Annotated in this window: 12 protein-coding genes, 4 pseudogenes and 1 CRISPR repeat array (1 of these 17 running past the window's edge); of the genes and pseudogenes, 5 read left to right on the top strand and 11 right to left on the bottom strand. The window is 36.6% G+C overall.

What is annotated here, in order from left to right:
- Window positions 1-540: a CRISPR direct-repeat array (repeat unit 25 nt; unit sequence CTTTCAATTCCTTTTGGGATTAATC); it reaches 4,816 nt to the left of the window's first position.
- Between the two features lie 570 nt (window positions 541-1,110).
- Window positions 1,111-2,244, top strand: coding sequence for a CRISPR-associated CARF protein Csx1 (gene csx1, locus SSOP1_RS07305; RefSeq protein ID WP_009991619.1), 1,134 nt, complete (start codon window positions 1,111-1,113; stop codon window positions 2,242-2,244).
- 445 nt (window positions 2,245-2,689) lie between these two features.
- Here csx1 and SSOP1_RS07300 read toward each other — a convergent pair whose 3' ends face one another.
- A complete protein-coding gene (locus SSOP1_RS07300) occupies window positions 2,690-5,785 on the bottom strand; it encodes a hypothetical protein (RefSeq protein ID WP_009991620.1) in 3,096 nt (1,031 codons plus the stop codon).
- A 291-nt stretch (window positions 5,786-6,076) separates the two neighbouring features.
- The gene (locus tag SSOP1_RS07295; RefSeq protein WP_009991621.1) at window positions 6,077-6,382 is read right to left on the bottom strand and encodes a hypothetical protein; all 306 of its coding nucleotides are present in this window, start codon (window positions 6,380-6,382) and stop codon (window positions 6,077-6,079) included.
- 479 nt (window positions 6,383-6,861) lie between these two features.
- On the opposite strand from SSOP1_RS07295, the pseudogene SSOP1_RS07290 reads away from it, so the two are divergent.
- Window positions 6,862-7,890, top strand: a pseudogene (locus SSOP1_RS07290) (IS110 family RNA-guided transposase).
- A 310-nt stretch (window positions 7,891-8,200) separates the two neighbouring features.
- On the opposite strand, the pseudogene SSOP1_RS16335 reads toward SSOP1_RS07290, so the two are convergent.
- A pseudogene (locus SSOP1_RS16335) lies at window positions 8,201-9,213 on the bottom strand (IS630-like element ISC1078 family transposase).
- 176 nt (window positions 9,214-9,389) lie between these two features.
- On the opposite strand from SSOP1_RS16335, the pseudogene SSOP1_RS16975 reads away from it, so the two are divergent.
- Window positions 9,390-9,530: pseudogene (locus SSOP1_RS16975) on the top strand (CRISPR-associated endoribonuclease Cas6); the annotation flags it as partial.
- Between the two features lie 105 nt (window positions 9,531-9,635).
- Here the strand turns inward: SSOP1_RS16975 and SSOP1_RS07275 are convergent.
- Window positions 9,636-10,169, bottom strand: coding sequence for a PaREP1 family protein (locus tag SSOP1_RS07275; protein WP_009991931.1), 534 nt, complete (start codon window positions 10,167-10,169; stop codon window positions 9,636-9,638).
- Between the two features lie 233 nt (window positions 10,170-10,402).
- On the opposite strand from SSOP1_RS07275, the pseudogene SSOP1_RS18045 reads away from it, so the two are divergent.
- A pseudogene (locus tag SSOP1_RS18045) lies at window positions 10,403-10,568 on the top strand (AAA family ATPase); the annotation flags it as partial.
- 289 nt (window positions 10,569-10,857) lie between these two features.
- On the opposite strand, the gene cas6 reads toward SSOP1_RS18045, so the two are convergent.
- The 6 genes from cas6 to SSOP1_RS07245 form a co-directional block, all read right to left on the bottom strand.
- Window positions 10,858-11,559 (bottom strand): CRISPR-associated endoribonuclease Cas6, encoded by a 702-nt coding sequence (gene cas6, locus SSOP1_RS07270; protein ID WP_009992588.1) that lies wholly within the window; start codon window positions 11,557-11,559, stop codon window positions 10,858-10,860.
- Window positions 11,560-12,655: 1,096 nt separating this feature from the next.
- The gene (locus SSOP1_RS07265) at window positions 12,656-13,438 is read right to left on the bottom strand and encodes a hypothetical protein (protein WP_231918236.1); all 783 of its coding nucleotides are present in this window, start codon (window positions 13,436-13,438) and stop codon (window positions 12,656-12,658) included.
- A 5-nt stretch (window positions 13,439-13,443) separates the two neighbouring features.
- Window positions 13,444-15,555: a hypothetical protein gene (locus SSOP1_RS07260; RefSeq protein WP_231918235.1), complete on the bottom strand. Its 2,112-nt coding sequence runs from the start codon at window positions 15,553-15,555 to the stop codon at window positions 13,444-13,446.
- 310 nt (window positions 15,556-15,865) lie between these two features.
- Window positions 15,866-16,825: an IS5-like element ISC1234 family transposase gene (locus SSOP1_RS07255; protein ID WP_010923922.1), complete on the bottom strand. Its 960-nt coding sequence runs from the start codon at window positions 16,823-16,825 to the stop codon at window positions 15,866-15,868.
- A gap of 76 nt (window positions 16,826-16,901) precedes the next feature.
- Window positions 16,902-17,171, bottom strand: a complete 270-nt coding sequence (locus SSOP1_RS07250) for a hypothetical protein (RefSeq protein ID WP_063492801.1) — start codon at window positions 17,169-17,171, stop codon at window positions 16,902-16,904.
- A gap of 6 nt (window positions 17,172-17,177) precedes the next feature.
- Window positions 17,178-19,193, bottom strand: coding sequence for a hypothetical protein (locus SSOP1_RS07245; protein WP_048054216.1), 2,016 nt, complete (start codon window positions 19,191-19,193; stop codon window positions 17,178-17,180).
- A gap of 99 nt (window positions 19,194-19,292) precedes the next feature.
- Between SSOP1_RS07245 and SSOP1_RS07240 the strand changes: the two genes are divergently transcribed.
- Window positions 19,293-20,252 carry an IS5-like element ISC1234 family transposase gene (locus tag SSOP1_RS07240; RefSeq protein ID WP_010923364.1) on the top strand — a complete coding sequence of 320 codons (960 nt, stop codon included), beginning with the start codon at window positions 19,293-19,295 and terminating at the stop codon, window positions 20,250-20,252.
- A gap of 154 nt (window positions 20,253-20,406) precedes the next feature.
- On the opposite strand, the gene SSOP1_RS07235 is transcribed toward SSOP1_RS07240, so the two are convergent.
- Window positions 20,407-21,522, bottom strand: a complete 1,116-nt coding sequence (locus tag SSOP1_RS07235; RefSeq protein ID WP_010923363.1) for a tubulin-like doman-containing protein — start codon at window positions 21,520-21,522, stop codon at window positions 20,407-20,409.
- Window positions 21,523-21,778 lie beyond the last annotated feature (256 nt).

Raw genomic sequence — 21,778 nt, 5'->3', positions numbered from 1 at the left:
AACTAACTTTCAATTCCTTTTGGGATTAATCGAGAGATCATCCTTTATCAATAATTTTTTGTTATAAATCTTTCAATTCCTTTTGGGATTAATCCTATAATTGTTCTTGATGCGCTCATTAACTATACTCATTATCTTTCAATTCCTTTTGGGATTAATCGGCTAGGATTTTGCCAAATGCAATTGAAAGATTGGGCTTTCAATTCCTTTTGGGATTAATCTCTAGCTCTGCCTAAGCTTGGCGATGCGCCAGAAGATCTTTCAATTCCTTTTGGGATTAATCCCAACTGAGCTGATAGAGAAAGCGCTTAATTTTGCAAACTTTCAATTCCTTTTGGGATTAATCAACTGCATTAATATTATTTGATTTAGGGTATACAAAAACTTTCAATTCCTTTTGGGATTAATCAAGTTAGGTTGCGACACTGAGAAAGCAATTGAATATGAAATCTTTCAATTCCTTTTGGGATTAATCGAGGAGTAACACTTAGCAGAATATCTACTGAAATATCTGCCTTTCAATTCCTTTTGGGATTAATCTGTTGTGTTTTTATACTTCCTATCTTTCTTTCTCTTTTCTTACTTATAAATCTTCATGACTACCCTTTACTCTTCATGCGACCAATTTTAGTTGTAATTAATTTAACAATTTCTGGTCGCAAGGATTTTATGTTAAATTGAAATACACCCTATCATTTATAAACGTTCAATTATTATAGAAAGATTCGTTTCGGTCGCATTGAGACTCGAACTTTCACACTTTTAAACAACTTCATGAAAACGAACTTAACCGGTTTTCTCTTTATCTCTTTACTTTCATAAAACCGTTACATCACGTAAATAATCGTTTACTACTATTCCGACTTCAATTATAAATTTTTCATTTTAAGGCACCATTATCTTTTTAAACAGCTTTTTAAGCACGTTTGTTTTCCCAATTAATAACCGCCAATATAATGAAAATCGTTTATCTGAGAATTAAGAATAAGTTTTATCATATATGCATAAATACAAAAAGATTATATACATCAGCTCTTACCAAATAACTGTTGTAATCGTTATCGTGAAAGCTAATAAAAAATTTTAACTTTTTTTCTCATATAAGACTCTATGGCATCAATAGTTTTCTCGACTATTGGAAACCCAAAGGGTTATCAAAAAGTCACTTATGAAATAGATGGAGAGAAATTCGAGAGCAACGTAAGCGTATTAGCATTGAGGGATCTCTTGAAGGTTGACAAAACCGTAGTGATTTTGGGAATTAGCGTAGCTGACGTTTACAACTGCAAATATGCTGACTATCGTTCGTGTAAGGAGTGTATAATTCAAAACAGTAAGAACGACCTTGGAATCAGCGAAAGCTATGTAGTGGCACCAAACGTTTATCAGAAATTTAAGGGTAAGCCAGATCACTACTTTACTTACATTTACTACCACTCATTAAGAATCCTTGAAAAAGAAGGGATAAACGAAGTTTTCATTGATACAACACACGGCATAAACTACATGGGGGTTCTGGCAAAGGAGGCCATACAGCTTGCAGTATCAGCTTACGCTGCAAAGAGCGAAAAGGAAGTGAAGGTTAGTTTATACAACTCAGACCCAGTTGGTAAAGACGTCAGCGATACTGTTAAACTTCACGAGATTGAAGCCATAAAGATTTCACCGCTTTCCGGCCTTAAGTACGTTACCTATCAAATTCTCAACAAGGACAAGAACTTCTTCAACAAGATATTTAGTGATTCCGTTAACGCTATTCCCAGGTTTGCCACTGCCCTAGATAATGGTTTGTTCATTTACTTGTCTGAGAAGGACTCCTCCTTGCACTTAAAGCGCTTGGAGGATGATTTGAGCAAAGACCCCTTATTGACTCCCTCCGAAAACGAAATAAACGTTGTTTACAAGGATATGAAGTATGCCTTATCCCACGCTTTGTTTTACGTAATTTCCAGATTTAGTGGAAATGTTGACTTGGACACGCTAAGGCACTACGCCGAGACTTACGCAGATAAAGTTACTAGAGCCATTATTGAGAACGAAGTTGACAAGATTGAGAAGTATCAGATGGGAAGCGAGAGGAAGTTGTTGGGGGAGTATATGAAGGTAGAGGGTAAGGGGTTTGATAAAAGAATATTATACGCCCATGGTGGTTTACCCTATGCTGGTACTTATGTCTACAAGGAGAAGGATAAGGTTTACGTAACGTACGGGGATAAGATTGATGAGATTGAGAGACAGATATAAGGAGTGTAAGGAAAGGAGAAAAATTGTGAAATTCTGAGCAGTGATTGTCATGAAAAGTTTGTAAAGTGCTATCTCTGAATAAATATTTGATGAAATCTGGAGAAATGGTTTTAAATCGGAGATATTATTTTTTCCCACTTTACTAATATAATAGATAAAATGATGAATAAACTATTTCGCATTAGCCGTTTTGATCTTTCTTAAGCGAATACGCAATAGACCTATTCGTAATCGTCGCAACTACCCAGGATTTTTCAATCACGTCTTCAATAGAGAAGATAAACCATATACCTCTACTCAACGTGAGTTATATCACTCATAATGGGATAGCATACATTATAGTTGTATGGAAAAGAAGAGTGTGACTCCTTAATTCAGACCAGCTCGATGAGACTGAGGAAGGACAACTATTATTTCCATTATAATTTATTAAAATATAGAAAATTTATATAAACAATATTAATGATGCAATATATTTATTCCTATTCCCTTTAACATTAATTTCGTTGAATAGCTTATGAAGTATAAATGTAGGTACTCCCAATAGTTCTTTTTCAACATATTTCATTACTTTTGATAACTTCTCATTATCACCTTTTAGATAGAAGTATATTTCCAATATTGGTATTAAATAGTCATTAGATGCTAAATTTTCTAAGGTATAATCTAAATTTTCCACTATTAGTTTATCATTAATTTCCATATTTTCAACAGTTTTATAGAACTCCTTTTTCATCTCTTCATTTCCGGTTAATGCTAATGCTACCCTATAAAGTATCTCTTCCGGTCCCCTTACTTTAATTTTCTTAGCTTCTCCGTATAGCAAGAATTTCGATATATAATACGCACCTAATATTCTCCTTTTTAATGCCCTATCACTTATATTAGCTTTTGACAATAAGTCAATTATATCCTGCAGCACTAACTTATAATCGTATCTTGAAGTGATAAGTGTCTTAGCTAATTTTATCTTATATGCTTCGAATAGTTCATATACGTCCTCGTCATTATACATTCTCCTTATTTTTATTAAAAGATTATAATATGGTTCAATTAACGTAGTAATGTAGTCAAGAACTTCCTTTAAATTATCTTTAACTTTATAATAGTAAAACATTATTAGTCCGTATCCGGAATCTACAAATTCCTTCTCCTCAGCTAAGAAATCCAATATTTCTCTCTTTTCATTTACATTCAAATCAAAAGCTATATCATAAAGCGTAAATAATACTTTTTCGTCGATTTTCCTAACATCTTTTTTAACAAATTTATCATAAAGCTCATCTAGATACCTATAATACTTAATGATAGTCTCTATCTTACCTTCAGCTATTGCATCGATTTCCAAACGCATAATTGCTAGCAATGCAGCATAAGTTTCTATGGGATCAATAATCTTGTCTATTTCCTTCTCGTCGTTAATCGCTTTATTTAGTATTACTAAAGGTAAGGCTTCCAGTCTGGCGTTATCTGAAATTTCGGCAATTTTGCTGATGTGTTCAGGATTAATGTATATGGCACTTCGCGTAGTGCCTTTAAAACTCATTTTCAAATAGTAGTTTATTAGCTTATCATCCTTTGTCTTTAATATAACATTATATAACTTATTTTCAAATTTCAGGAATACAAGTCGATCATCTAGAGTGCTTATATACCACTTTAATATGTTAAACGCCTTTCTTAAACATTCTATATTAACGTTTTCAGACGATAATATTTCATAAATACTAGCGTAATTTGACGGTTTATATTCAGCGAAATTCATTACTTCTTCCAATAATTTGTCAACAATATCTTTCGAACTAGTTATACCCTTCCAGATTATATCCTCTAAACTTTTTAATGAACTGCAGGCTTGATTGACTCTTTCACCTAAATCCCAATTAAATTCCTCTATTATGTCGGGATTATAAAGTAGAAGGTACACAATTGGAGAATAATGTCCGTATCCCGTCTTTATAAACTCGTCGATTCTGGTATCGTTATCAGTTGGATACCTTGATATGGCGTCGAAATAGACTTTAAGTAGATCTTCCTCAAATCTATTCTCCTTAACTACTCTTATGAGCTCTTCCCTTACTTTATATAATGCCTCATATACTGCCTTTTCCATTTCCTCATTTGCATCTACATCATAGTCTGTAAAATCGAATACTGAGAACCAGTTAATAAAAGTTTTATCTATTTGTTTGTTAAGGCTATTCAATACTATTTCACTAACTTTCACAGGTAGTAGTAAATATTTTTTACCTAAAATTAGAAGTGAGAGATAATTATTGATTAATTCTTTATTATTTCCGAAAATGGTATTTGTAATATATTTGTTCATATCAGATTTGTACTCATTATATATTTGTTCATCGGACATATTATATTTTAATTTATAAAGATAGTAATAGTGAATCGGCACATTAGGGTTAGCGCCTTTTACGCGTCTTACATTATTCTTTAAATAAAGGTAATCAATGAAGTCTTTAATATAACTTCTCGATTCTATTACTTTACATTCTACGGGAATCGAATAAAAAATATCGTCAGTGAGAACTGCAATATATTTTTTATTTTCAGATTTTATTTTCTTATCTAAGCTTAATAGATCGTAATTATTATAATCTAACAAAGAAACATCTTTAGAATTAACCATAGAATATATATAATTTGCTAGGGAAGATTTTGCAGAGCGTAATGGACCTACTATACAGAGATTATTACCGTCGAGAATAATCGACTTCCCCCATTCAACTAAATCTACGAAAAAGGGTTCTATATCAACTACCTCTACCTTATCTCCTAAAGGTTTAATGTCTTTTTGACCAATGATTTTCTCTGCACTACCGGGCAGAAGTCTTAACGCGGAGTCAAGCCTATAATATACTAACTCTTTCCACGTTTCACTTAACTCGCTCCACGCTGTTTTAAAATCTATATTCCTAGGTAAGACTGATCCTAAAGCATAAGTTATACTATCCTCTCCATTTATATCTATTTTAGGAAATGAAGAGTACAATCTCTTTACTCCTAATACAATCTCTAAGACCTTATCTAACTTACCTTGCTTATATAACTCGATCCCTTCATTTACTAATTTAGGTATGATTGTAAAGTAATTTGGCGTAGTAATAGTTGAGTACATTAAAATCTTAGATACTACCTTATCATCCTTTATACCATTTTTATATATTCTCTTAATAGCATCTATACTCCTCATGCTTACTGCATTTCCCCTAAAATCCAAATAGGGAGATTGAAGAGATGGTGTAGTAGCTATTGATACCTTACCTAATAAGAGTTCTATTATGTAAGTTCTTCCTTCTATTATACCCCTCCGAATTCCCTTTATTTTATTCTTCCATTCATTCAATTCATCAGTACTGTTGAATTTTTTAGGCAATTCAATAAATTGTATTTCCTCATTTTTATGCTTATTATAAAATTTATTTATTAGGGTAGTTTTACCACTAAAAGGTAGACCTCCTATAAATACCTTATTTCTATTACTAAGCATCTCTTCAATCTGCTCTGCTTTGAAGATTCTCCTCATTTAAAATTCATGTTTAAACATAGAATTAAAGCATTGTGGTTAGTGGAGTCTGGGACAAATTAGTCTAATGGGTTCTAAATTTATATAGCATCTCGGGATTAGCACTTATAAGAAAATCGTTACATTTTTACGTTACGTTAAAAACATATAAGAAAGATCCTCTCGTTAACTGAAAATCTTTTTTTAGTAACTGGTGAGACTAAGGAATAAAACTCGTGATATTCATTAGTTCATGAACAAGTATTAAAATTTTTTATGGTAAGGGAATTTCTTTGAACCCCTACAGGATTTTTAACCTAACGCTTTAGACCACAGTAGATTGTGAATCGCGACCCTCGCTAAGATCGTCAAGTGAATCCTCTCTTCCCTAACCTTATTTATGATCCACCTTGTCCTCCTTTTAATGAAGATCAGAGACTCAGCCCTCTCACGCTTGAAATACTCCTCCAAATACTCCAGTGGGTTCCTCATGAACCTCAATATCATCTCCCTCCACCTTTTCCCTCCCTTGATCGTGGCGTTAGACTTAGGTATCAAGTAGACCTCAGAATCAGGGAAGTCATCCAGTGTAGACTTGTAGTACTTATCAGCTCTCAAGAGTCCACTCGAACGGCAAGATCCCTCAGGACTTCGAGGGCCATCTCATAAGCCTCCCTCTCACTCTTAAGCGAATAACCGTAAGCGACAATCAGGTTACTGCCTAAGTCAAAGGTGAAGAAGGAGTATACGAAGTTCTCCCTTCCTTTATCTCTTCCCTGGATTTCTCTCTTTCACTCTTGTAATGCTTGGTTACTACTGGGGAACAACCCGTCCATGGTCGCGTCAATCTTAAGGTCATCAACGGTCTTTGAGAGCAGGTTGTAGAGGATGATGAAGATGTGAGGGTGGAAGTATAGTCTCTCTACTGTCTTGTAGCTTATCTCCTTATATAAAACATATTAGTCAGATCTGCGTATTACAGATCTGACTGGGGTTGAGGCCGTTGATCTCCTTGGGCTTAGAGCTCGAGAGGGAGCTTGGCCTCCTCCAATTCGGACCGGAAGTTGGGCTTGAAGCCCGAATAAGGGTGAGTATACATGGAGGCCCCAGTCGCCGGAATAGATGTTTCAAAAGATAAATTAGTAGTGTACTTCCAAGGTAAATACTATGAATTTCAAAATAATAAGCAAGGTTTTGAAGGAGTAAAGCAAGTCTTGCCAAAGGGTTGCAAAGTTGCTATAGAAAGTACGGGAGTTTACCACATCAACTTGGCTAAGTACTTGGGTAAAGAGTACGACGTTAGTGCTTTCAGAAAGTTTATAGCTTTAGGCAAAGGATATATCACTAGATCATAGTCTAAGAACTTTTCCAAAATACTAGTGAGGATTATTAATCCCCTCGTACTCAAGAAGTTCAAGGACATTAGGGGTAAGAAGAGTGATAAGAATGATAAAAAGCTCGCTGAACTAGTTATAAGTATGGGCAGTGAGTTTACAACGAGTGAGGCTAAGGAGTTAACAAGCCAATGGGATTTTATCACAAGGAGCATTGTTAGGGTTAAGAATAGGCTAAGGAGGGATTTAATACTTCTAGGCTATAAGGACAGTTTGTCCAAGAAGAACTTGAATGAGGTATTGAGGGGGGAGGATAATATAGTATTATCTGAGGTTAGGTTCCTCTTGGACGAGTTGGAGAGGCTTGAGGTTAGGAAGAGGGAGATTGAGGAAGAGCTTGAGGATCTTGTTCCTAAGGATAGTTTGATCTTCACGATTCCGGGTATTGGAAGAACGCTGGGTTGTATAATTTTAGCAAGGGTTGGTGATGTTAAGCGTTTTGGTGACAAGAAGAGGTTTGTCGCTTACTGTGGTCTCGATCCTCTTGTTGAATTCAGTGGGAAGAGTGTTGTATCGAGAGGCATATCTAGGAGGGGTGATGCTGTTTTGAGGAGGGCTTTCTATCTTGCAGCTTTAACTGCTATCAAGGTTAATCCTATTATTAAGCGGTTTTATGAGGAGCACAAGGGGAATTTGAAGGGTAAAAAGTTGATTACTGCTTGTGCCAGGAAGCTTGCTGTTATTACTTGGGCTGTGCTGTATTATAATAAGCCCTTTGATGCTAGCGAGTAAAGCAGGTGACATCACTTGAATAAGTAGTGTGTACTATGCTCGATTTTCACTGGATCAAACAGTTCTTTACCCCAATACCAGCATTGAGGTGTGTACTATGCTCGATTTTCACGGAAAGGTTTTTATACCGGAAGCTCCCTCGTCAATTCTTTGGTCATACTAAAATTAAAGGCTCTAATTTTAAAAAGTTTTTATGGGCCTCTTGAACTGCCAGTAGTAGTTTTAGGAAATTCCCTTATCATAAAAAGTCAAAATATTTATCCATGTATTTATAAATATCTTTCATTGTACTTCTTAATATTATACTTCGTCAGACTTTAAAGGGCAAGAAAACTTCACTCAGTATTGACGTCCAAGGTTCACCGCACCTCTTCACACTATACGTAAGGTCATTTACTCTCTTGGATATGGAGCGTAGGAACCTCGTTGCATCCCACATTAAGGTCTCGAAGTCCGTGTAAATCTTCGAGTAGAGCCTTTTCTTGAGGACTGCCCACGGCCCCTCCGCCGGACTCTTATCCGGAGAGTAAGGCGGCAGATAAACAAACTCCACCCCATTTTCCTCAAGGAATTCCCTCACTTCATTACCGTGTATTCTAGCATTATCCATCACTATCACGGTCTTCTCGTCCTTTATTACCTTCCTCAAGTAGAGTATAATATCTTTTGAGTTCAGCGAGGGCTTCTTGTATGTCGAATAGGAGAAAGTTATTCCCTCTTTACTAATCGTTATCCCGCCTACTACTGCAAACCTCTTCCTCTTAGGGTTGACCTTTATCCCTCCTCCGACCTTCATCCAGCCTTTACCCTTGTTTATGTAGGACACGTACGACTCATCGAAGATGTGTACCTTGTACCCTTCTCTTATTTTTTTAAAAGCTTCTCCCCTTGTTCCTTCACCCACCTTTCTACAGCGTTATCGTCTCTAACGTAAGTTCTCTTTCCTTTCTTGTACTTGAAGCCTAACTTCTTGAGGACTGGGCTTAAACTCCTCGGGTTGTACTTTATCCCAAATTCCTTGTCAAGTATATACGCTATGAGCTTCAAGGTCCAGAAATCGTAGTTCAAGCCGAAATCTCTTGGGCTCTTTTCTAAGATTCGGACGAGCTTTTCCTCGTCCTTCAGTTTCGTGGGTCCCTTCCTCGGCTTAGCGCTCAGGTCACCTTTCCTCAACCACTTGTACACGGTAAAGATGGAGACGTCATACTTCTTGGCAACGTCCTTTATACTCATCCCGTTCCTCACATCTTTTACAGCGTTAATCCTCCTCTCTTCCTCTTGTTTCTTGTCGAGCCTTATACCGTGCATTCTGGATTTCGGCATAACAATTTAGTATTACTCATGAAATATAAATCTTGCTCTTTAAAGTCTGACGAAGTATATAGCTTATCAATAAACATTTCTCATCTAACCGGGAAAGATTCGTTATATATTTTTAATGTAACGTAAAAGTGTAACGATTTTCCTATAAATACTATGCCAGGATTTTCCGATAAATGCTACCAGATGAAAAGTTAAAGAGGAGAGCCTTAATGTATTTGTTAGCGTCATCTTATCTGGGTATTGGTAGGAGTAGAGGTATTAAGTTTGGTGAGATCAGATTGGAGTTTAGAAAATTAGAGGAGAAAGAGAAGAAATAAATTACGTTGTTATTATACTAATATACGATGTTAGTTATCTGATTCCTTTATTCTAATTTATACGCTAACATTTTGCATCAAAAGAAAATTAGATAAGACTCCCCATCAGATGTTGTTCAATTCCCTCTTTATTTTCTCAAAGAGCTCTTTCTCTTCATCCCCAAATTTCATTGAGCCTACTATTTCAACTTCAGCTTTTATTAACCCCTTTATTGATATTATTGCTTCACTCCTACTGTGAAAAGGACTTATATCCTCATCTAAACCGTTATATGCGTATCTGTGAATCCCCAGCATTGCGGTTGTTAGATTAACTAACCCTTTAAATCCGAGATTCTCAAGGTCTCTTGCAATCCCTATTAGACCAGTAGTAGGTGCAGAATATCCTATTCTCATGTACCACTTTATCTCGTCTTCCTTCCCTTCTTTCTTCTTCGTTTCCATTATTTTGCCAAAATTTGTAACAACGATTGAACTTAAAAGCGCCTTCCATGAGAGGAATAATTTACTTGCGGAGTTCCTGCTATAGCCTTCTTTGAGCATTTCAATGCTTAAATAGAGCTCTTGCAGAGCCTCAAGTAATCTCAACCTAGAGTACTTCTCCGGTTCCTTTAAGAATTTAGGTAACTGCGACTCCATAATATGACCTCTTTGTCTGACCTTAAATCTTTATTTAATATCAGCTTTGTTTCACCTTTTGTCAGAATCATCGTTAAAAAAGGTTTCAATTAACCTTGTCTCTGGGTTCCCATAAACTTTACTATTTGGGTTTTTACTCAATTCGGACAACTTGCGAGGTAGGTACAAACTCATCGGATTAGTGGAGTGTATTCCACAAAGTTTAAAATATATTTGTGGAGTCTACTCCGCATGTGAATGTTGAAGAAGCTAAAAGAATAGTGCAGACCAGAAGGAATTGGTAGAAGCAAAAGTTGTCAATGAGTTTATATTAAGAGAGAAGTAGAAGACATTTCGAGGCTTTTAGTCATTCCTAACGTTCTGGCAATACTCGGAGTTAGGAGGTCTGGAAATTCCAGCTAGTTATAAAAACCTCTAATCAGATATATTTTCACTAACACTTCTCGAATAAGATGACTGCATGAGAACATTCCCTCGTCTCTTATTAGTATTATCGAAAATGTCGAATCAATTATTCTTATCTGTTTTTAGAGAAACAAATTGAAATCGCAAGGATCCTTGAATCACCCAAAATTGGAGGAAAACTAATGATAAACGTATATGCATTAATTTAATCAAATTAAGTTACCTATTCTGTAATAATTCAGCATGATAGATCTTTAAGAAATCAAATAAGATATCTTTAATATTATTCCAAAGGTCTTACATCTACTTCTCCAAAACCTATATTTCTGCTTTTTCCTATACCGAAGTAATTTGCGTAATCTAAGAGCCTTCTGATGTTTTCCCTTAAATTGCTTCCCTTCCTAGCTTTTAACTCAAATAAAACCCATCCCACAAATCCCTTATTAGGTATGTTCCCATAATATGCGGTTAGAGGCCTTATCTTGTAATTTACTTCTCTAAAATAATATAGGGTTTTGCTACCAGTTACTCCAACTATCTTGTTATTCATGTATCTATTCCAATGGGAGGCTATGGAGTAAAAGAGGAGTGGAACGTAAGGGAACAAGACGTATCTATTGCCTTTTCTTTTGATACTAGGTCTCGGGGGTTGTAGGAGTGTTGGGGTCTTAAAGTGAATTTTGTAGAATCTGGCATCATTAATCTTAAACTCCTCTTTGACTATAATGTTTTCCAGCTCAACGTGAAATTTCGTATTGTAAATTTCCTTATTGACACTCTCGGTCTTTACCACTTCCTTTACCACATCCTCTAATAGGGTATTTACGGTAAATGTGTATGTGTTTTCAGTCTTTAGCACTATTTTATTTTTACCCGTGGAATATAAGGGTTTGCCGTGATCTTTTATTACGGTTATTCTTAAGGGTTTGTGTGGTTCCTTGCTTTCAGTGATCTTTGAGTAAGTTGGGGAGAAGGAGAGGAACAAGGTCCTACTGAGTTTAGATGTGAAAGGGGGACAATTACGTCATTCGAGATTTTCAGTTGGAATTGTAAAGTATAAATCACAGTATTAAAAAGTGTATAGCATGACTTTAAACTTAACTCGAGTACTTAAGATACGACTTTCTACTTCAGTTTCAAACTCTTTTGACACAGAAAAGACAAGCCTCGCCCCTTCTCAGTAGATCCAAAATCGTCTTACAAATATAAATTCAGCTAGGATTATCATATTGTTTCTTCAAATATAAGAAAATTTACTCTGTTTTTAATATAGTCTAAAATTTAATTATATGTATCTGATGATATAAATAAAATTGGATTTCTTTGAATTGGGAGTGTTCTCATGCAATCATGAAATTCTAAAATTATTTGTAAAATTATATCAAGTTGGGAGTGTTCTCAAACAGTCATGAAATTCAAAAAACATTTGTAAAAATATTGGAGTAATATGAAAAACGCTCGTTTAACGTTTAAGATATAGAAATTTGAACAAAGACATTATTTTAGAAAAACTTATGTGCAAGAGTTCGCGAGATCCATTCAAGTACTACTACAAAAAGATTTCGTAATCCTTGCACATAAACCTTTTTCAGAGGCTGTTTTCACGTTCTAATTCCTTTGGCTGCATCTGGATTCGGAACGACTAATTGTGAAAATTTCTAATCTGATATAATTTTATTATTTATTATCGAATAAGATGGATGCATTAGAACACCCCAAACAATCGATACGATTTTCGTATAGTGAACTACCCTGCCCTACAAGGCTTCCTGCTTCATACCCCCACCTTGCCAGCGGTAGAGGGCGGAGCTCCACACTAAGGGTCGTTCCGACCCCGAACGAAACTCATTAACCATGACACTGTTACCCCTTTGGGGCTACTGTCCGGAGCAGAGGCGTACCACATCGACCCTCGCTTTAACCAAGACGTCTCGGTGACGCTCACTCCATTGGTAACTATCATTAAAAAATATATGATTTAGATTAGTTAAAAAACTTTTATATAAGGGGGCTATCCATCCCTCACGGAAAGGGTCTTCCGCCCCCTTAACCCCCGTTAAGATAAATACCTAGTTAACAATTTATAAATTGTACGATAGTTTATATATACCATAATCAGGATAATGCACTTTTATCTCAATATAATTTTTTTCTTTTCTGAGCATATATTGATTTTTAATTGGTGCCTTAATTTGATGGTTGTCATCTAGATATAAGAACCTTTCTAGGTTTATCGATTCTACATTTAGATTATTTTCGAGAAGTATTTTGGTGGAGTATTCTAAGGTAGGAGCGTATATCCAGAAATAGTTTTGGCTAAAGGTCTTATCTCCCATTAAACTTAGCTTAGATGGCCTATTCCATATATATAAGCCGAATTCAATTATCTCTCCAGACTTCGTTTGATCTAGGTTAATCTCAGCCTTTATTTTATTTTTTTGATATTTCATTAAATGTATTTCGCCTTGATTATTATTGATGATCTTTTTACCATTTCTTATTACACTCCTTGCAATTCTCTTCTTTTTTATCTTAACCAGTCCGCTATACGCAATATAGTCGTAAAAAGGTATTTTATGATAATTCTCGTCTACTATCATTAAGAGTATATATATTGATTGAGTCTTCACTAAATAGTCTTTAGACATTTTTAATTTTACTATATTACTATATTTTAATATAATAAATTTGAGCAGTTCATCTACTATAAAATTTCTCTCTATTTGTCTTATTAGACCTTGTTCTAAAAGATAATTAATTATTTCTGAATTTGCTCTTAGTTCTCCCTTTTCTATTTCCCCTATGGAGAAAAAATTTGCTAAATTTTCTAATAATGATATATTTATTGAGTTTTTCTTTTCCATACCTATCACCTACGTTTAAATCTTGCTAATGAAATTCCAACTGCAATATCAAATATAATGAAGAATATCACATATTCTATTATGGGGATTGAAAAGAAGAACATTATTATCGATATTATGATAATATATGAACCTTTTTTATGGGAGTTATAGGGGTTAGTTACAGCGGATACTAGTAATCCCATTATTGCTAACTGAAAGAATATGTCCATTACTGTTAATGCTTCAAATAGAATGTTAGAGTATTGGAATCCACTTGCAATTACTATTAGTTCGATAATATATACTATTGATAATATAACACCTGCGGTTGCAGTTCCCTTGGGTTTGGAAATCTTTACATTAGTTTGCACATTAGTTTTTCCAGTCCTTTGACTTGATTGAGGGGAAGATACATTATATTTTACGTCTAACACGCCTTTTGATAAATCACTAGATCTAATGGTATACGTCCTAGGATAGGGTACATATATAACATTGCCTATCGTAACATCATAGAAAGTTAGATTATCTTTTTCTTGCGCTTTAATCCTTATCGAACTTTCGTTTGTATCGAAATTAAGATATTTATTTTCCCGTGCGAGTATGAATTTCCATCTTGCTCCAGTAGGGATACCTATTGCGTTAATCGTGATTTCTCTTTTACGAGTTTGTTCAGTATCTGGAGGCTTAGTTGTCGGTTTTTCTTCAAGTTTTATTAACCCTGCATAATATGACGCATTTAAGTATTTTATTGCTATCTCATTAACTTTTCTATCATCATCAATATCTAATCTCTTACTTAACCAATTTACTAAATGGGAATATTCTATCCCGTCATCTCCTATTTCCTTCCACATATCGTATATAACGGGCATGGCTCTTATTACCCTATTGTCTGTTCTAAATTCGTATATTCCAGTTCCTTTAACTTCCTCAACGTTAGCTTGTTCTCTCTTAATTATCTTTCCTATTACTTCATCCAAACTCATTTTACTATTAGTTGGAGGATCCCCGCTCACTACCTTGACTAGAGATTCAGACAACTTTTGATCTAAATCGAGCTTTTTGAGTACGTTAATCCAGTCCCTAAACTCATGTAAATTATTAATTAATCGGTTATAATCATTATAATCTATTCTAATTCTATCAAGTAATTCTATGGCTGAGGTATTATGTATGTAGTTTTCTACGTGAAGGGACATACTTAAATACGTGATTTCTTTAGAGTATAGTACGTTCTGCATTAATAGTGCTACATCTTTAAAAGCATAATTTATAGAATCCCTTATGAAAACGTACTTTCGCAGACTATCTATTAATTCTGCAATATTTCCACCAGAATAAATTTCATTTGAGATTTCATTCATATTTAGAATAAAATTATGTACATCTCTACAGCTCATATTAATATCCTCAACATCTTTTAATCCGAGAATACTTCTAGTTATTGCGATCCTATTTTCTAAAGGTACGGAAAGTACTGCGTTTCTGATTTTATATATGTAATCATCATAAATATTTAATGCATCAGCTAAATTAAAGAAGGTAAAGAATAGTAGGTCTCCAGTATAAATTTGAGATAGTTTCAACTCTCCTTGATTTGTAAGATAAGATTCTAAAACATTTAGGTTAATTTTAGAGAGTATTTCGAGCATTTGATTGGCTATATTCCTTAATTCAGTTAAGTTTAGGCCAGCTGATGGAATAAAATTTAGAAATCTGTCAGTTTTTTCGAAAATAAATCTTAGGAAGTATGATGAGTATTTAATAATATTATCTATTAATGGCTCGTATTCTATAATTGTTGAGGGTTTCTTGCCTCTAATTTTTTGAGGTGTTAAGTAATAAGATATTACACATAAATACTCGGTTGAATCCATCAGAACTTTAGTAATTCCTTGAAGGGTTGATATGAAAGAAGGATCCAGAAGGGAGTTAGTTACGAATCTTAATTTCTCGGAAAAGTCCTTTATATTTGATATATCATATCCCAATTTTTTAGAATAGTAATCTATTAAATCTGTAGAGAATCTAACTGTTGATTCGTAAGAATTCCTCATTCTAAGAACTGTTGTCAAGAAATACTTTAACCTAGCGGGGTAGTTATGGTCAGCATTATAAGGATCTGGTAACATTTCATGGCAGCTATATTTGAAAACCATGGGTAGTTTCTTATCATTATAGTAACCTTGAATTGAAATACAAACATCGTTTATGTTATTAATGAGGTCAGAGGCAATACTTTTTGATAATCTCTCCAGTTCTTTCACGAGAGAGTGTCCGGAATGTAATTATCTGAACGAATAGATAAACAGAATGATAAATATTAATATTGCCAGAAGGATAGGACCTGGATCACCGAGAAAAACTTTATAATGGAAAAATATCAAGACGAGAGGATTTACCTATCGCGCATAGCGTTGTCTGATCGCGAGGAGGTGCGTCTCAGAGCTGAACGGCTCTACGTTCTGGAGGAGTCCTCCGTTGGATCGCGAGGAATATCTTGATGTTGTAGATCACTCCCAGGACGTGAAGGAAGACGTCGTTCCTCCAAGTCGTAGTCCCGTAGGGCCTCCAGAACGCGTTCAGGTAGGTGCCGAAGAACTCCACGTGGGCCCTCAGGGTAGTGAAGGGCTTCTCCCGCGCTATGAGCTGTGTCGGGGAGGGAGAGAATCCCCTGTCCGCGATCTTAATCCCCTTGAGCGGTGACTTGAACCTCTTGTCCGAGAAGTTGGCTGGCTTCAACGTGATGGACCTCACGAAGAGGGAGACGGAGATCACGGCCACTGCCTTGAGCCCGTAGTGCGAGACCCCTCTCTTCTTGGTCCACCTTCCCTCGAACCTCCTCTTGGTTCTCCCCAGGGAGAGCAGCTTCCTGGCCCTCTCCAAGTTACCTTCCCTCCTCTCCAGCTCCGCCTTCTCCCGAAAGGTCTCCACGCTCCTCTTCCCAGGAGGTAAGTCCAGTAGGAAGGAGTCCACTAGCCACGCCATGAAGTCCACGAGATGCGCGCTCGCAGGGAGGTAACTGGGTAGGCACTTCTCCTCAAGCTTGAAGGAAATCTCCAACAACTTCTTCCTCACCCCGTACAACCTGCCCACGAAGTCGTGCAGCGTGCTCTTCCCCACCTTCCTCCCCACGAACCAGGCCACGACCACGTTCACGTTGACCATTTTCACCGCGTCCCTATAGGAGCAGGAATAGAGCACCATGACGATTAACAACTTCAGGTAAACCAGCGCGCCCTCGCCAAGGACCCTCTCCAAATCCATGGCGTCCAGCACGGGCTTGATCTCCGTTAACCATTTTTCCCTCCACGGCATATCCTCTATTGGGGGAAGAGGGTAGTACATCAGGTTTGGTATGTGTCTTAATGTTCTTGCCATGGTACTACCCTCTACTCCCATAACTTAAGTGTTACTCCAATTTAATCCAAGATAATACTAGAAACCAATTTATTCTTGCCAATAAAAATTCAATTTTTTACATTCCGGACACTCTCACGTCTATATTTAACCTCTCCAACATATCCTTTATTTTCTTTAAATTACCTTTAGTGTTAGAACTTATGGATAGCATAGTCTCATATTTCGCTACTAAATTAATTAGACCAGTAATATCCTTAAGGAACTCAGTATAACCTTTACTTTTATATATTTCATAAAGTCCCTTCAAAATATAGAACGTTTGCTCGCTGTTATTGGATTTGAAAAAATCTAGTAGGGATCTCTCAGGATCGAATGAGGAGGACAATTTAGTTCACTCTAAGGTTATGGATTCCACGAATTTATTGAGATCTTCACTTAAACTCTCTGATTTAGTAATTAACGTATCAGTGTGATTTATAAGGGTTTGTATAATCCTATTTATACCGTAATCTGTGGATTCCTTCTTTAACTTATTCAGATCATCTATCCATTTTTGACCGTATCTCACCTTTATGTCTTCCAGTTTTGAGAGTATTTGTAGGCTTAAATCGGCTATCTCTTTGAGACCTCTATTCACCTCGTCTTTATTCGCTATTTTATTAGCCTCGTAGATTGCCTTAACGTTTTCTGAAGATGGAACTTTTGCCGAGGTTATTGCATCTAAATATTTCTTTACCTTAACCACATCTACGTTAGTTACTCCCCTTTGTAAACTCTTTATAGCTCCGTCAAGTAATTCCATTAAATTATCAATATTATTATTAATAATTTTAAGATCACTATATACGCCGGCTAATTCTATAATTCCCCAAATATTAATATATTCTATTTCTGGATTATAGTTCGCCCAAAATTCTATTATCCTCCAAGCTGCTTGATTAGGGGATAAATTGGCTATTTGTTCTCCCGTTAATGCTTCAAAGGTCTGAGGATCATTATAAAACAATGTATGATGGTAAATTAACTCTCCAAAGTTTTCGTTCTTAACAGCCTCATAATCCTCTATGAGGTACGTTAAATCCCTTAGAATAGGAGGGGTATTTTTAGATATTCTCCATATGTAAACACCATTTATTATGTGATATGTGGATATACTAAATCTTTTTGAATTGATATAGCCCATTTTAGCGTCTGGATTGCGAGTCTTACTCTCTAACGCTTGTTTAAGGGTTTCTGGATTAGGAAAATCATTAACGTTTATATTATCCTGCATTGATGCAGTAACCATCAATACGCTAGCTATATCGGGGGATACTACTGCATTCTGCTTTATTAAGCCAGAATTGTACTTAGAAATGAATTCTTTAGCCTCGGTAGTTATGGGTATAGGAACGTTAATTTTCTGGTAATCGATATTAGCCATTGTCTGCCCTACTGAACCTAGTGGAGCTTTTAAGTCTGCTAAAGCTCTTAAGAATTCGTCTTTTCTCCTATACTCCTCGATTAGTCTATAAAGTGATGCTTTGTCCGTGGATAACTGGGATACGTTAAAATTCTCAAGTTCTCTAACTGGAAAGACGTACTCTATCTGGCTTGCAGGAGGACTCTTTAAAAATGACTCCTCTTCCTTCACAATCTCATTGAACTCATCTATTCTCCTCTTTAAGATTACTATACTCTCAACGTTTTCTTCAGTAGAGCTATTCATGCTATTTAATGGAGTCTCAAGGTTCTTAGGTGATATACTCCCTCCTTCTACTACTTCCGCCCTCCACTTTAGAAGTTGAGTATGTGTTTCGCCTATTCTATTGCTCCATCTTCTGTACACCTTTACAGTCATGGATTTAACGGTATTGTTAAGGTTATCTAAATTCGCTAAAAACTTCGAGATATTATCCTTGTATCCAGATAAGAGTCTCGAAATTTCATTTAACTCTTCCCTTAATTTAGCATATCTAGAATTAATGTCATTAACTACAATAACTCCTACGTTTTTATACCACGATATTCTTGAAGCAGGGAAATAAATGTCATATCTGTTGAAGGTGAAGAAGGAATCCGGAGACATTGCAGCTTTAGTTTTAATATCTCCGAGATCGAAAGTCTCAGCATATTTACTTTGCTGATTTGCTTCAACTACGCCAGAAGTACCTATATCCGATATAAATCTCGCTAGACCTACCGCTATATTAGTATCTATATCTCTAACGGGTCTATCTCTACTTATAATGAAAAATGCTAAGAAGGGATTAATGAGATTTATAGTATTTTCTGCTCCGCTACTTGCCTTCTCATCTTTTGATCTAACGCCATTTTTAAGTATAAACTGCATTTCCTTTATAGCGGAAAATGCATTAACGTGAAATAATTTACCTTCATTTCCTCTAGGTAGCACGCCGAATCCCATCACGTGAGAGTGTCCGGAATGTAAAAATTGAATTTTTATTGGCAAGAATAAATTGGTTTTTAGCATTATCTTGGATTAAATTGGAGTAACACTTAAGTTATGGGAGTAGAGGGTAGTACCATGGCAAGAACATTAAGACACATACCAAACCTGATGTACTACCCTCTTCCCCCAATAGAGGATATGCCGTGGAGGGAAAAATGGTTAACGGAGATCAAGCCCGTGCTGGACGCCATGGATTTGGAGAGGGTTCTGGGCGAGGGCGCGCTGGTTTACTTGAAGTTGTTAATCGTCATGGTGCTCTACTCTTGCTCCTATAGGGACGCGGTGAAAATGGTTAACGTGAACGTGGTCGTGGCCTGGTTCGTGGGGAGGAAGGTGGGGAAGAGCACGCTGCACGACTTCGTGGGCAGGTTGTACGGGGTGAGGAAGAAGTTGTTGGAGATTTCCTTCAAGCTTGAGGAGAAGTGCCTACCCAGTTACCTCCCTGCGAGCGCGCATCTCGTGGACTTCATGGCGTGGCTAGTGGACTCCTTCCTACTGGACTTACCTCCTGGGAAGAGGAGCGTGGAGACCTTTCGGGAGAAGGCGGAGCTGGAGAGGAGGGAAGGTAACCTGGAGAGGGCCAGGAAGCTGCTCTCCCTGGGGAGAACCAAGAGGAGGTTCGAGGGAAGGTGGACCAAGAAGAGAGGGGTCTCGCACTACGGGCTCAAGGCCATAGCCGTGATCTCCGTCTCCCTCTTCGTGAGGTCCATCACGGTGAAGCCGGCCAACTTCTCGGACAAGAGGTTCAAGTCACCGCTCAAGGGGATTAAGATCGCGGACAGGGGATTCTCTCCCTCCCCGACACAGCTCATAGCGCGGGAGAAGCCCTTCACTACCCTGAGGGCCCACGTGGAGTTCTTCGGCACCTACCTGAACGCGTTCTGGAGGCCCTACGGGACCACGACCTGGAGGAACGACGTCTTCCTTCACGTCCTGGGAGTGATCTACAACATCAAGATGTTCCTCGCGATCCAACGGAGGACTCCTCCAGGACGTAGAGCCGTTCAGCTCTGAGACGCGCCTCCTCGCGATCAGGCAACGCTATGCGCGATAGGTAAATCCTCTCGTCTTGATATTTTTCCATTATAAAGTTTTTCTCGGTGATCCAGGTCCTACCCTTCTGGCAATATTAATATTTATCATTCTGTTTATCTATTCGTTCAGATAATTACATTCCGGACACTCTCACGTAAGGTTCTGAATCTCCAGTTATCCTACCTAGCCTACTTATAAAGTCCTTCGTAAAATGAATGAATGAGCCAGAACCAGTACCTCCTCCTAAAGCGGTAAATACTATTAAAAATATACGATTAGTTCTCGTTTTGGCAATTAAATCACTTAACCTTCTGAGGATATCCTCCATCATGGCTTCCTTCACCGTATTATAAGATGCATAACCTATAGCTCTCTTCATTCCAGAGCCTTGAATTACATCAACGTTTAACCCAGCAAGCCAAGGATTATGGCTTATTATATTAGCTGTAGTGAGTGCCTCAAAGTTATTAAAGGTATACAATAGTTTTCCAACTGGTGTATATTCATACTTTTTCCTCAGTCTCGCAATACTTGCTTGGTTCGTATCAAAAGCCACGAATAAGAAAGGATTAGTCCCGTCTTCCTTAATGACGTTTTTTGAAACTAAATAATCTATGAGTGCCTCCAATAGCGCTGTTCCAGTACCTCCTAAGCCTGCTACTACGTAATTTACATTAGGTCTTATAACCTCTGGTATCTCAGGTTTTTTATCAAGTGCCGTAACTATTAAGTCTGGATCCCTAAGTGCGGTTTCATGTAATTCCTTAGCTTTATTAATCTTATCCATGACATTATTGATTTCCTCCTTAGCTTTATTAAGTCTCGTATTAATTTCACTATATTCTTGATTTATGGATTTATAATCTAGTTCTAACTGTTTAAATTCCTTTTGTATTTTATTAAATTGTAAATATTTTCTTATATACATTATAGCTGGGATTACACCAAGCAATATAGAACCTATGAAAAGTGCTAGATAAAGGTAAATGAGGAGAGGTTGAGAAAAATAAGGTTGAAGTGTATAATATATTGGAGTAAAAGGTAGTGCAGTAATAGACCACGCTATCGAGTAAACTATATTTGATATAACTAATATTAGTTCTCTATTTAAAGATTCTCCAGTTAGAACCCATAATACACCATATTCTAGACCCATAAGCACAGCGATAAGGAAACCAGCTACTGCCAACGTAGGCGGAGTTAGCAACGGTGATCCAAATGCTCCTACTATATATACTACTTCTAACATTACCTTTCATCCCCTTATTAGTTTCTTTCTACTCTATCTGCTATTTATATATATCTTATATCAAATGGTTCCAAAGCAACGTTGTTCTGGAACTAATTTCGATGTATATGACAACATTAGAGCAACTCAAGTCTCCTTTGCGAATTGTAATTTGTAAATAATGCGGTTGTAAAAATGTTAATATTGATAATCGTGTATCTCTGCTAGTTAATCATCTTCATTTAGTTAATTTCGTAGTAATCTTTGAAATAAAGTG

Source organism: Saccharolobus solfataricus, assembly GCF_900079115.1.
GTDB classification, from domain to species: domain Archaea; phylum Thermoproteota; class Thermoprotei_A; order Sulfolobales; family Sulfolobaceae; genus Saccharolobus; species Saccharolobus solfataricus.
The sequence above is the reverse complement of the archived record's forward strand: the minus strand, read 5'-3'. Positions and strand labels throughout refer to the sequence as shown.